We start from the raw sequence: 13,054 nt of genomic DNA, 5'->3' as shown, positions 1-13,054 counted from the left end.
CGCTTGCGCAGCGGACTTGTTCAGCCGGACACCAGCCGCACGACCGCGGCGTTGTCGGCGTCCCATCCGGCCATCTGCAGCGCCAGCGTGCCCGCCTGCGGAGCGGGCGGCTTCTGGGAGCGGTTGTCGTCGGTGCACCTCTCGGTGCTGAGGCGACCCGGCATGAACCTGGTGACGCCGCAGTTGGCCGCCAGGGTGCCGGAACCCCGCGCGCCGTATGAGAGGGCCAGCTTGAATTCGAGGCTGTTTCCGCGGTTCACCTTCGTGACGTTGAACATGCTGCCGTTCACCGCGAACTCCACGGGGCGGGAGATGGCCACTTCGCAGGTGCCGTCGGCGCACGCGGAGTAGCGCGTGCCGTCGGAGGCGGTGAGGGTGGGGGTGGGAGTGGGAGTGGGGGTGGGCTCGGCCGAAGGCGTACGGTCATCGGCTCGGCCCTTGCCGGACGCAGCGCTGTCGGACGTATCGCCGTCGGACGCGGAGCCGCACCCGGCGACCAGGAGCGCGAGCAGCAGGGCACCACCCGCCGACCAGCGCGGGAACGGGGACGAGGCACTCACAGGGACTCCCGGTCGTCGGAGACGTCGGAGATCGGAACGGTCTCGTTGTAGCCCCGCCGCGCGGGGACCGGTCCCGAGGCACACCCAGCACAGTGAGGCGGGCGGCGGTGCGGAACTCCGCCGTCGCGTCGGTCCTCAGGTGCACGGGAAGGGGTGTGGGACTCGTGGTCACTCAGGTGTCGGAGCGCAGCGAGCGTATGCCGGGCGGCGTCAAGGCGGCGCTGGTGGGCGTGTGGATCCAGGCCGTGTTCAATCTCCTCGGCGCGTTCTTCCTCATGATGCTGGTGAACGACCGTCTCGATCACAATCAGGAGGTCGAGCAGCTCGGACTGGTCCGCTTCTCCACGTACTCCGCCCTGTGCGCGGCGATCGCACTCGTCGTCTCCGGGATCTTCGCGTGGAAGCGGTTCGGGTGGGTGCGGATCACTGTGGTCGCGGTCGAGGGCGTGATCGTGCTGTTCTCGCTGATCAACTTCTTCGTCGCGGGGATGCCCACCGCGGTGGTCGGGATGATCATCGCCGTCCTGATCGCGAAGACCATGCTGGGGGCGCCGGGGCGGGAGTGGTTCAACCGTTGAGGCCTCGTTCCGCTGTGGGGAATCCGGGGGGTCCGTGTGAAGCCTGGTCGAGGGACGGCAGGTCGCCTCCCCTCCACGGCCACTTGATCGAACGACTTGCTCATGGGACTAAGTCGATTCACCAGCTCGCCCAGCCGCCGGAGACCATCGCCCGGTTCTTCCTGGCCGGCTTCGACGGCCTCGCGGAGCAGCATCTCTCACTGCCCGACGAGGAGGCCGAGCTCACCTGTCTGCAGGCCCTGGTCTCCGCTGTCGTCGCTCTCGGCGGAGGCCGATTGGAGCTCGTGACCTTGCCTACGAGCTGACGGCAGGGCGGAACAGGCCGACCTCGCTGCCCCTGACATCGGACAGGGGCAGCGGCCGTTCCGCGAGGTCGGGAGAACTGGACGACGTCTTCAGACCGTCGGCACGCGTCCGGGCCGCGGTTCGTCGTGGCCTTCCCGCCGGCCACCGTCATCCGCAGCAGGGGCAGCGAGGCGGCGAAGGTGCCGATCGCCAGGACGAGACTCATTACGCCGGCCCCGGCACCGTCGGAGGCCACCAGGCGGCCGGTCGGGTCGATGAGCGCCGCGGCGGCGATCATCTGCACCAGGACGGCCGGCTGGCAGGTCTGCCAGAGGACGGCCGCGACGACGAAGAGCACGGAGTCGTGGGTGAAGATCAGGACCGCCATCGCGAGGGCCTGCGCCGTGACGAAGACGGCCATCGACCGCATACGCCCGAAGTGCCGCGCGGCGATGGGTCCCACCACGGCGCCGACGAGTGCGACGACGCTATGCCGGTGTGCTGACGCCCCAGGACCAAGGCGTACGACCATGCGCCCATGGTGACGGCCCACAGGAGCCCGGTGCCGACAAGCAGTACGACCGCCGGTCTCGCCGAGGCCACCTCTCCCGTAACGGCGGATCCGGAGGCCGGCACCGCGGGGCCGTCGGGGAGTCGGCGTACCAGCGGCCAGGCGAGCGGCCGCATCTTCACCGAGGAGGACGGCTCCCTCCTCCACCCGGACAAGATCTCCGACCTCTTCGAGCGACTCGCCCCGACCTCTCCGGCGGTGCGTCGCTTCCACCTCCGCCGTGCTGCCGAGGTGGTCGACGTTCGAACGGACCTATCGTCCATGCCCCGTCTACGAACCCGCGTTTCGTGCCTAAGCGCCAACTGTCGATCATGCGACCAAGGCTTACATTGCAGTCGGCATGGTTCGTTACCGTGTACGAGTTCAGACACTGCCCCACTGACCACAGGGCCACCCAAAGGATTGCTAACCGGCTTGAAATGCGATAAAGCAACCATAGCCGCGAGCCGCGAGCCGCGAGCCGCGAGCCGCGAGCCGCGAGCCGCGAGCCGCGAGCCGCGAGCCGCGAGCCGCGAGCCGCGAGCCGCGAGCCGCTGACCGACTGGAGGCGTGGGTTTGTTAGAGGCGGTCGGCTTGTTCGGTAGCCAACCCCTTCGCGTGCCCGTGGGCTCTGATGCCCACCGCTGGAGCACCTTCCACGGCGACCGCACCCTTGTCGTCGCCGCCCGTACCGTCACTTCGACCGTACGCGCCCTCGAAACACTGCCGTCGCTCCTGCGCGACGACGCCCGCGTGACCGTCGTCTTCGCCTACGACCCCACCTCCGCGTTCAACGACGGCGTCCTCGACCTCCTCCACGCCGCCGGCTGCCGGGTCGCTCCCTGGGAGCAGCTGGGGCACATCGCCCCCGACCTCATCCTGTCCGCCAGCGAGAACATCGACGTGCCGGAGGGCGACTGCCCGGTGCTGGTGTTGCCGCACGGCGTCGGCTTCCAGAAGTTCGTGCCGGATTCCCGCAGTCCACACGAGAGGCTCTCCGGAGTCGTACCGGATTCCCTCCTGGAGTCGGGACGTGCCTGGCTGGCGGTCTCGCATCCGGCGCAGGAGGAACAGTTGATCGCCACCCATCCGAAAGCGGCCGGTCGCACGCTGATGGTGGGTGACCCGTGCTTCGACGAGCTGGTGGGCAGCCGGTCGCGCAGGGGGGCGTACCGAGAGGCGTTGGGCGTCGCGGAGCATCAGCGTCTGGTCATGGTCAGTTCCACCTGGGGCCGCACTTCGCTCCTGGGGAGTCTCCCGGATCTTCTCCCGCGTCTGATCGCCCAACTGCCCTGTGACGAGTACCAGGTCGGCGCGATCGTCCACCCCAATGTGTGGTCGGCTCACGGGGCCTGGCAGATCCGCACCCTGCTGGCCGCGGCCCTGGACGCGGGTCTGCTGCTGATGCCCGCCGTCCACGCCTGGCGGCCCGCGCTCGTCGCCGCCGATGTCGTCGTGGGCGATCACGGCTCGGTGACGCTGTACAGCGCGGCGGCCGGCAACCCACTGCTGCTCGCGGCATTCGGCAGCGACGCGGTGCCCGGGACCGCCGTCCACGAGCTGGCGGCCGTCGCGCCCCGGCTCGACACTCGCGGGAACCTGCGCCGGCAGGTGGAGGACGTCATACGCGGGCACACGCCCCAGCAGTACGCCGCCGTCGCCGCGCAGGCCTTCGCCGAACCGGGGCACGCCCTGGCCCGGCTCCGCACCGCCCTCTACCGCCTGCTGAAGCTTCCGGAGCCCTCCTCTCCCCCACCCGCTCCACTGGTACTGCCGGATCCGGATCCGCCCGCCGCGCCAGCCACCTCCTGGCAGGTGACCACGAACGTCACCGGGGACAGCGTGGCACCGACCGTCACCGTGCACCGCTTTCCGGCAGCCGTCGCCTCGTACGGCAAGACCCGCCCGGAGTCCGCCGCCCTCTTCACGCACCTCGCCTGCGCGGACGACGAACGCGACCGTCGGCTGACCGAGAGCGCCTCGGTTCTCGTCCGACGCCGGCCCACATCCGCCGCGGTGACGGCGCTGCGCTGGATCGAGGACGGCCTCGCTCGGTTGCCCGGAAGCCTTCTCGCGGCATCGGCGGTGCGCGGGGGCGGCTGTCTGGTCGGGCTGCGGGACGGCCGGGTCGTGGAGGCGGCGGCCACGGGCCCGGTACTGGATCCGGGCCTGCCGGCCGCAGTCGTCTATGCCTGCCTGCGCGCGGGACTTCCGCTTGACGACACCCAAGTGACGCTGCGGATCGGTGACTTGCGGGACGAGGACGTCGTTCTGCGGCTTCGTCCCGCGTTGCCGACCGGATAGTGCCGCCTGGGCACATCGGGAACCAGGTTCAGCGGTCGAGATCGCTCAACCTCTGGCGCAGTTCCTCCGTCAGGCGCTGGTTGCCGAGCGCCTCGTAGATGTCGGCGGCTCGGCCCAGGCACTCGCGCACCAACTCCTCGTGACCGCCCTCCCTCTGGGCGATGTCGGCGAGTCGCACTCGGGCCTGCGCCTCGTACTGCATTCCGTCCGCTACCTCGGACAGTTCCCGGATCGCCTCCCGCAGGTCGTTGATCGCCTGCCCGGTGTCGCCGAGATTCCCGTGTACGACGCCGATGGCGGCCTTCACCCGCGCCGCCATCCGCCGGTCGGGCTCCTCACGGTCCTCCAAGTCCCGCTGTGCCCGGCGCAGCAGGTCCATGGCCTCCGCGTGATCGCCCCCTGCATCCAGGGCGCATCCGAGGAAGAAGGTGGCGAGGGCGGCACCGCGGGTTTCCCCGGCCCGCTCGTTGAGTTCGAGGGAGCGCCGGTACGCCCCGGCCGCTTCGGTCGGGGCAACGACATCCAGGTAACGGCCGAGGAATTCCTGAACGGAGGCCCGCAAGGCGAGGCGATCGGTCGCCTCGGCCAGGGCGACGGCCCCCTCCAGTTGCTCTCCCGCGCGGTCGTTCTCCCCGAGGTCCAGCAGCGGACGTGACAGCAGGCTGCGCAGCCGGGCACAGCCCGCCGTGGCCTCCTCGTCGGTCCCCCCTGCCGTTTCCGCTACGACGATCGCCGCCTCGGCCGCCTTGATGCCCAGCTCCAGTGTTTCCGTCCACGCCCTGAGGTAGCGGTGGTAGAGGAACAGCACCGAGAACGCCTCGGCCAGTCGCCAGGCCAGGGTGTACAGCTCGTGCCGGACGGTCTCGCGCAGTACCGCGAGGATGGCGGAACGCTCAGCGTTCAGCCACTCCAGCGGCGATGGACCGCTCGCTCCAGCGAATGGGTCGTGGGCGTCCCGCAGTAGGTCGTCGAGGTTGGCGATCCGCAGCCGCTCTCTCCTGAGCGCCCGGTCGGCGAAAGCGCTCAGCACGAGGTAGTGGGTTCCGACGCGCTGTGTCAGTGCCGTCCGCTCGGTCCGCGGCTCCTCGTCGGCCGCACACTCGCGGGCGTGCAGACGGACCAGGTCGTGCATGCGGTACCGGTCGTCGCGCATCTTCTCCACCAGGCTGGCCTTCGCCAGCACGCCCAGCAGGCGCTTCGCGCTCCCCGGGTCCACGCCGGCAGCGACCGCGGCCACGCCGGCGTCGAAGAGTCCGAACGGCAGCCATCCGAGCAGCCGGTAGAGCCGGGCCGCGTCGGGCGGCAGCAGCCGGTAGGAGGGGCCCAGAACTGCGGACACCGAGGACTCCTCCCCGTCCAGTGCGAGTCCGGCCAGCCGGCCTGCCTCGTCGTCGAGTTCGGCGGCCAGTTCCGCCATGCTCAGACTCTCGTCGTCCAGTCGCGCCGCCACCACCAGCAAGGCCACGGGCAGCCCGTCACACAGCTCCACCAGCCGCCGCGCGGCCTCCGGTTCGGCCTCGACCGCCTCCGGTCCGCACCGGTCTTTCAGCAGTTCCAGCCCACCATGTGTGTCCAGCGGCTTGACGCGGACCAACCGGGCACCGCCCTGGACGGCCAGTTCCCCGATCCTGCCCTGACTCGTGGCCAGTACGGCGCTGCCTGCCCCCTTGGGAATCAGGGCGCGAACCTGTGCAGGCTGGTCGACGTCGTCGAGGACGAGAAGGATGCGCAGGTCGGCCGTGCGCGACCGGAACAGATTGGTCCGGTCGAGGAGCGAGTCCGGAATGCCGAGCTCACCTCCCGGCAACGACCTCAGGCACATGGCCAGGGCCTCGGAGACGTCTCCGCCAGGACCGGTCAGCGGCGTGGCCTGGTCGCGCAGGGCCGCGAAATCCACGTACAACTGCCCGTCCGGAAAATGCCCCTTGACCTTCTCCGCGCACCGCCAGGCCATGGCCGACTTGCCGACCCCCGGAGGCCCGAACAGCACATCGACGCCCACAGATCCGGAGCCGCCCGCCAGCGCGCCGAGCCTCGTCTGCAGGGTCCCGAGTTCAGCCGTCCGATCACTGAACGGCCCGGTCACGACGGGCACTTGATCCGGCCTGGCGGACCGGCCCGCCGCAGACGAGGGCGCCGGGGGGACGTGGAAGTGGACGTCACCGTGGATGGGTGAGCCCTGGAAGACCGGGCCGTGGTTCACTCCGCCGCTGACCAAGTTGACGAAGGTACGTGACGCGTCCGGCGCCAGCTCGGACAACAGCCGCGCCAGTTCCTCGGCTGCGTCCGGATCCTCCTGGAACAGGCCTTCCAGCCGCTGCCGCAGGCGGGCTTGGACAACTGCCTGAGCCTCGGCGTCACCCACCGTGTGAGCCCTGTCCAACTCCTCGTACGTGGCTTGCAGTTCCTCCTCGGCGGCCTCATCCGAAGCGCGTCGCCCGAAGAGCCGGGTCAGCCCGCTCTTCGCTCGCTCGTACGCATCCGAAACCATCAACCCGGCCAACGCCGTTGCCCCCGACGCGGCAAGAGCCGCCAACTCGGCTTCCACACAGCCCCCTTCGCCCTCATCCAGTCCCTCAAGGCAGTCGAACACCAACCGTAGAGAGGTCTTGGACGCTTGGACAGCCCAGCCCGCCGCGTACCACTGCTGCACACGGGTGAGCGCATCGGCGTATCGCAAGACACCGACTGACCGTGACGGCACCTTGGGAGACGGCCTTACGGGAGGCCCCTCCTGACACCGCCCGACCGCGGTGTCGTCCCGGGAGAAAGAAGTCGAGGTCTGCTCCACCCGCCGCAGTACCCACAGCACCAAGTCGAAGCAGTCCGCTCTCGTACCTGCCGTGCTGGGTCGGCAGCGCGCGAGAGGGACAGACGTGCCGCGCGGATACAGCGACCGCAACGCCAAGCGCCTGCGCCGCCACACACGCCGCCCCGGAGGGCGACGGCACGACGGCTGAGGCCGCCTGATGTTCGCCAAGTGCTTCGACCCGACCGGCGCGAGGCACGGACTGCCCACCCACCCGTGGCGCTACGCCCCCGACGGACTCGCCACCAAACGGCAGTTACGGGCCCGCGGCCTACGCCCCGGTGGGCAGTCGACAGCGGCGCAGATCATGCGCCCGCGCTACCGGCGCGGCCCGCTCGTCGCCTACCCCTACCACGTCGACCGCGCCAAGCCCGTCCGGCCGATGACGCCGGGCAAGTGGGCCGCGCTCGCCAAGGCCATGCCTGCCCGCCGCACCTGCCCCGCCTGCCGACAGGACGCCGGATACGTCATCCCTGCCTCGCTCGGCATGTGCGTGCCCTGCGCCTATCCCGACGAACGCGCTGCGTGACCTACCAGATGTCCAGGAATTCCGTGACAGCCTCCAGGATCCGGTTCCTGCGGCGGTGTGCCTTGCTGCAAAAGCGCCGCCTTCGCCAGCGGCTCTCTGGCTGCTGCACCGGCTGGCCGCACCAATTGCACGGCCGCGTCCTGAACTCGGATTCCCCCATGCCACCCCCCGTAGCACCACCGTGCGGGGTCCGTCCGCCCACCTCCTACAGCGACGGCCGGACCCCGCCTGCCTCCCATTGGAAGGAACCCTCAGTGAAGCACCCCGACGACGACAACGAACTCTTCCACCGCCTCGAAGCCGACAGTGGATGACCACCTACCTGACCGACATCGCATCCTTGAAGCTCAAGCCGCGTTCCCCGGATGACTACTGGTCCAAGACCAGGAACGACATCGTCCCCGGCATCGGCAAGCACCGGATCGACAAGCTTCAGCCGGAGCATCTGGAGCGGATGTATCGCGTGATGCTCGATGAGGGCCACACCGCCGTCGACTCATCGTCGAGAACGTGGCCACCCTCCTGGACCCGCCCGCCGTGGACGAGACCGAGGCGAATCCATTCACGACAGAAGAGGCAAAGGCGTTCCTGGAGGCTGCCGCCAAGCGGCCAACCTTCATACGGTGGTGCGTTGGCGTCGGTATGGGCTTCCGGTGGGCGAGACTCTGGGCCTGCGGTGAGCGTCTTCACCGATTCGATCCGTGCCCACCGGACTGCAAGACACACAAGAACTACAAGCGTGGATGCCCCAAGCCGTGTCTGAAGGACTGCACGAAGCACGCCAGTGCCTGCCCGGACCGAAAAGGCGAGGGCTTGGTCTTCACCCGTCCGAAGAGGAACTGCATCGCACCTTTCGAAGGACGCGATGCGCCGCATGGAAGACGCCTTCATGCCTGGCCAGGAACCCGCAATTGAGACCAAGACCGAGACCACGGACCGCCGCGCGGCACGCGCGCAGCGTCGCCGCCGCATCCGCTGAACGACAAGACCCAGCTGAGACGCTGTCTGAGCTGGGTTTTGGATGAGCCGCCTTCGGGATTCGAACCCGAGACCTACGCATTACGAGGACTGCCGGGGTCGTGGCGGGTGGTGTCGGCGTGTGCCACGCGGTGCTGTTTCCGCAGATCAGCGCCGCGCGGCGCGTTGCGCCGTCCGGCTGCGGACGGCCTGTGCCGGGCCGTCCGCTCACGCAACGCTCACGCGGGCCGCCCACCTGGCGCCGGCCCGGGGCGCGCCTGCCACGCCGGGCTTTCCGGCGGGGCCGTGTGGTGCCGGTCAACCAGTGCAGTCGTACAGCGTCTGCGAGGCGGCCGTACTGTCAGGACGACCACTGCCGGCAGCCTGGCGGCCCATCCCGGCCGAACGGGGCGAAGCACCCGATGCGCGCGACGCGCCGCCGAATGTGCCGGACGTGTCCGAGCCCGCCGTCCTCAGGGATGTGGCGGATGTGGCAGTGCCCCCGTACGCCGATGCGGGCACCGCCGAGCAGTGCGTCTGGACGTACGACATGACCTGTGAGGTGCCGCCGCCCCGGCCGCCACCGAAACCGCCGCCGAACGCGCCGCCACCGGCGAGGACGTAGTGCAGTCGGCCGGATGACACGTACCTCAGGAACTTCGTGACCGTCATCGCCGGGTCGCTGCCGGTGAAACCGCCCATGGCGAGGGCCGCCTTGCCGCCCGTCGCCAGGATGATCCGGGCCGCCGAGGTGGCGTTGGAGGTGGCCACCAGCCACTTCGCGCCGCCCTGATGCCGTTCGAGGTAGCTGATCAGCTTGGGACTGGTCGAGCCGCCCCGCCCACCGCCGAAGCCCCTGCTTGTGCGGAGCTGTTCCATCATGTCCGCGCCACCATGACCGCCGCCGCCCATGAAGCGACCCAAGCCGCCGTACGCGCCGTGCCCGTACTGGCCCTTGAGGCCCGGCCGGAGGTCGGTGAGGCCGCCGAAGCCTCCGAAGCCGCCGGTACGGCTTGAGGGGCCGCCCATCGGATTGCTGCCCTGGATGGCTCCCGCTGCGACGGTGTCGGTCGCGTACGCCGCCGGACCGGCCAACAGCGCGACCAGCGCCGTCACCGCGCCGACGGGGAGGAGCCGTCGCCCACGTCGGGGCACCGCCGCACGCGGTTCCCGAGCCGTGCCGACCAGCAACGCCACCACCGCGACCAGGCCGGCCAACGCGATCAGCGGCCACAACCAGGAGGCGAAGTCCGGCGTCCGGCGCAGCAGCACCACCGCCCAGGCAGCCGAACCGAGCACCGCCGCCGCCAGCACGCCCGCCCACACCGAGCCCCGGCGCACCGCCCGGAGCAGCGCCACCCCGCCCGCGCCGGTCAGAGCGGCGACCGACGGGGTGAGCATCGTCGTGTAGTAGGGATGGAACGTCCCCGAGGCGTAACTGAACGTGACGAAGTGGGTGAGCATCCACACGCCCCACAGCACCAGTGCGGCACGTTTCCAGTCGGTCCGGGGCCGACGCCCGCGCAGTACCAGGGCGCTGATCAGTGCCACCGCCGCGAAGGGCAGCAGCCAGGAGATCTGCCCGCCGAGCTGTTCGCTGAACAGCCGGCTGATGCCGGTGGACCCGCCGAAGCCGCCTCTGCCACCACCGCCGGCCCGCCCGGCAGCGGTCTGGGCCAACTGGTGTACGGCATCGGTTGTCGTACCACCGGCATGCCGTACCGCGTCGCCCCGCCCGCCACCCTTGCCGCCGCCCTTGCCCAGGATGCGGGCCAGGCCGTTGTAGCCGGTGGCGAGGTCCCAGATCGAGTTCTTGGTGCTGCTGCCGATGAAGGGCCGGTCGGCGGCCGGGATGGAGTCCACGGTCACCATCCACCAGCCGGTGGACACCACCAGCGCGACCCCGGCGGCCAGGATGTGCCTGATCCGTCGCCCGATGCGGCCGGGCGCGGCGAACAGATACGTCACGAAGAAGGCGGGCAGCACGATAAAGGCCTGGAGCATCTTGGCGTTGAAGGCGAAACCGACCAGCACCGCCGACCAGACCAGCGGTAGCAGCTTGCCGCTGCGCACCGCCTCCAGCAGGAACCAGGCCGCACAGACGCAGAGCAGCACCAGGACGGGGTCGGGGTTGTTGTCCCGGGTGATCGCCACCGTGATCGGAGTCAGGGCCATGACCAGCGCCGCGACCGTGGCAGCCGCGTACCCGAAGACCCGCCGGACCGCGCTGTACAGCACCGCGACCGAGGCCACACCGGAAGCGGCCATCGGCAGCAGCATCTGCCAGGTACCGAACCCGAATACCCGGCAGGAGAGTCCCATCAGCCACAACGCCACCGGAGGCTTGTCCACGGTGATGAAGTTGCCGGTGTCCAGGGAGCCGAAGAAGAAGGAGGTCCAGCTCTTGGTACCGGACAGCACCGCCGCCGCGTAGTAGCTGTTGGCATCGCCATTCGCGCCCAGCCCGTATGTGTAGAGCGCGGCGGCCAGCACCATCACGGCCCACAGTGCGGGCCGGGCCCACCGGGGATCGTCCGGCCCACCGAGCAGCAGCCGCCCGAGTCGGGAGCCGCCGTTGCCAGGTCGCTCGGCCTCGGCTGTGCGGTCGAGTACCCCGCGCGGCGGTGCGTACGTTCTGTCACTCATTCAGTGCTCCTCGGACGGCACAGGTGTGCCGTACAACTGGCGTTTCGTGCGGTGCGGGTTGAACACCCACACCCTCATGAGAAGAAACCTGGCCGCACTGGCCAGAACGTTCGCACCGACCAGCGCGAGGAGTTCGGCCAGCCGGGAGGCGTGCTGCTCGTCCGTCCGCACCAGGGCCAGGGTGCCGGTGCTGACCACCAGCCCGATGACGAAGGCGAGCCCGCCCTCCACCTGGTGGCGCAATGCGTCACGCGGGCCGGTCAGGCCGAAGGTGTAGCGACGGTTGGCGGCGGTGTTCGCGACGGCGGTGACCAGCAGCGCCAGCGCGTTGGCGGCCAGCGCGGGCATCAACTGCCTCAGCAGCAGGTACAGCAGCAGGTAGGCGACGGTGCAGCAGATGCCGATCACCGTGAAGCTGGACAGCTGCCCGCGCACCCCGGTGGAGATGCGGGGCCGCTCCCGCGGCGGCACCCGCACTCCGGCCGACCCGGACAGCGTCCGGCGACCGACTCGGACCATCCCCCTCAGGTCGTCCAATGCGGTACGGACGATGTCGACCCGGCTGTCGGGGTCGTCCACCCAGTCCACCGGTACCTCATGCACCCGCAACCCGCTGCGCTCGGCGAGCAGCAGCAGCTCGGTGTCGAAGAACCATGCCTCATCCTCGACGTGGGTCAGCAGCGCCTTGACCACATCGGTGCGGCCGGCCTTGAAGCCGCACTGCGCGTCGGAGAAACGGGCGGCCATCGTGGTACGCAGCAGCATGTTGTACGTCCGCGATATGAACTCCCGCTTCGGGCCGCGTACCACCATCGAGCCGCGGTGCAGACGACTGCCGATGGCCAGGTCGCTGTGACCGGACATCAACGGGGCGACCAGCGGCAGGAACGCGTCCAGCCCTGTGGACAGGTCCACGTCCATGTAGCTGACGACGTCGGCGTCACTGCGGCTCCAGACATGGCGCAGGGCCCGGCCACGTCCCTTGAGGTCCAGGTGCACCGCCTGGACGTGTGCGAGCCGCCGTTCCAGGGCGGTGGCGACCTGCCAGGTGCCGTCCGTGCTGGCGTTGTCCGCGATGGTGATCCGGAACCGGTACGGCAGGCCCTCGGTGAGGTAGACGTGGAGTCTTCGGACGCTCCGCTCCAGGACCCTTTCCTCGTTGTAGACCGGGATCACGACCTCGACGAGGTGTGCCGGGCCCGATGCGGGACCGTCCGGGCCGGGTGGCGTCGCCTCGTCGGCGGGCTCTCGCGCCAGTACGACCGATTCGTTCATGGCCGTCACACTGGGATGCCACCTTCAGCGGAGCATGAGGAAACCCTTAAGCCGTTATCAGAATCAACTAAAAGGAATCCCTCTGCGAAGTATGCGCCTCGCATGTTGAAAACGCATAAGGATTGCATGACGGGCCGAAATGTGCGCTTGAATGGGGCGAAAATACCGTGAATCAGAACGGAGCGGCGCCTACTCCCATGAGCACGGAAGTTACTCCCGTCCCCAATTGATTGCCCTCTCCTCGCACAGCGGCTCCGCCAGCCCGGTCGGCTTCGAGCCGTGTCCGCCGGGCTGCAGGACGCACAAGAGCTACAGGCGCGGATGCCCCGCGCCGTGCCCGAAGGACTGCACGAAGCACGCGAGCATCTGCCCGGAGCGCAAGGGCGGGGCCTGACTTTCACCCGCCCCAAGACGAAGAAGAGCCGGAACCTGCAATTGAGACCACAATAGAGACCACGGACAGCCGCACGGCCCGTGCGCGCCGTCGTCGTCGGGTCCGCTGAACGACAGAAGCCCAGGTCAGACGCCGTCTGGCCTGGGCTTCAGATGGAGCCGCCTTCG

At 69.6% G+C, this 13,054-nt stretch carries 7 protein-coding genes and 3 pseudogenes; 6 read left to right on the top strand and 4 right to left on the bottom strand.

Annotated features, from left to right (window positions below):
* Positions 1-20 precede the first annotated feature (20 nt).
* Positions 21-560 (bottom strand): hypothetical protein, encoded by a 540-nt coding sequence (locus QQY66_RS27660; protein ID WP_301982988.1) that lies wholly within the window; start codon positions 558-560, stop codon positions 21-23.
* A gap of 164 nt (positions 561-724) precedes the next feature.
* On the opposite strand from QQY66_RS27660, the gene QQY66_RS27655 reads away from it, so the two are divergent.
* The 3 genes and pseudogenes from QQY66_RS27655 to QQY66_RS27645 all read left to right on the top strand — a co-directional run bounded on the left by QQY66_RS27655 (position 725) and on the right by QQY66_RS27645 (position 4,277).
* Positions 725-1,138, top strand: a complete 414-nt coding sequence (locus QQY66_RS27655; RefSeq protein ID WP_301982987.1) for a hypothetical protein — start codon at positions 725-727, stop codon at positions 1,136-1,138.
* A gap of 119 nt (positions 1,139-1,257) precedes the next feature.
* A pseudogene (locus QQY66_RS27650) lies at positions 1,258-1,443 on the top strand (TetR/AcrR family transcriptional regulator); the annotation flags it as partial.
* 1,148 nt (positions 1,444-2,591) lie between these two features.
* On the top strand, positions 2,592-4,277 hold the full coding sequence (locus tag QQY66_RS27645; protein WP_301982986.1) for a hypothetical protein: 1,686 nt from the start codon (positions 2,592-2,594) through the stop codon (positions 4,275-4,277).
* A gap of 28 nt (positions 4,278-4,305) precedes the next feature.
* On the opposite strand, the gene QQY66_RS27640 is transcribed toward QQY66_RS27645, so the two are convergent.
* Positions 4,306-6,825: a tetratricopeptide repeat protein gene (locus QQY66_RS27640; protein WP_301982985.1), complete on the bottom strand. Its 2,520-nt coding sequence runs from the start codon at positions 6,823-6,825 to the stop codon at positions 4,306-4,308.
* Between the two features lie 421 nt (positions 6,826-7,246).
* Between QQY66_RS27640 and QQY66_RS27635 the strand changes: the two genes are divergently transcribed.
* Both QQY66_RS27635 and QQY66_RS27630 read left to right on the top strand, forming a co-directional pair.
* Entirely contained in the window at positions 7,247-7,615 is a 369-nt protein-coding gene (locus QQY66_RS27635) for an RRQRL motif-containing zinc-binding protein (protein ID WP_301982984.1), read from the top strand.
* A gap of 304 nt (positions 7,616-7,919) precedes the next feature.
* Positions 7,920-8,594 (top strand): annotated as a pseudogene (locus QQY66_RS27630) (hypothetical protein); the annotation flags it as partial.
* 296 nt (positions 8,595-8,890) lie between these two features.
* On the opposite strand, the gene QQY66_RS27625 reads toward QQY66_RS27630, so the two are convergent.
* Both QQY66_RS27625 and QQY66_RS27620 read right to left on the bottom strand, forming a co-directional pair.
* On the bottom strand, positions 8,891-11,218 hold the full coding sequence (locus tag QQY66_RS27625) for a glycosyltransferase family 39 protein (RefSeq protein WP_301982983.1): 2,328 nt from the start codon (positions 11,216-11,218) through the stop codon (positions 8,891-8,893).
* Positions 11,219-12,493, bottom strand: a complete 1,275-nt coding sequence (locus QQY66_RS27620; RefSeq protein WP_301982982.1) for a glycosyltransferase — start codon at positions 12,491-12,493, stop codon at positions 11,219-11,221.
* A 271-nt stretch (positions 12,494-12,764) separates the two neighbouring features.
* Here QQY66_RS27620 and QQY66_RS27615 point away from each other — a divergent pair.
* Positions 12,765-12,922 (top strand): annotated as a pseudogene (locus tag QQY66_RS27615) (integrase); the annotation flags it as partial.
* Between the last annotated feature and the right edge of the window lie 132 nt (positions 12,923-13,054).

Origin of the sequence: Streptomyces sp. DG2A-72 (assembly GCF_030499575.1) — a bacterium.
GTDB lineage: Bacteria > Actinomycetota > Actinomycetes > Streptomycetales > Streptomycetaceae > Streptomyces.
Note: the sequence above shows the minus strand (reverse complement) of the source record. Positions and strands in the feature narration are given on the sequence as shown.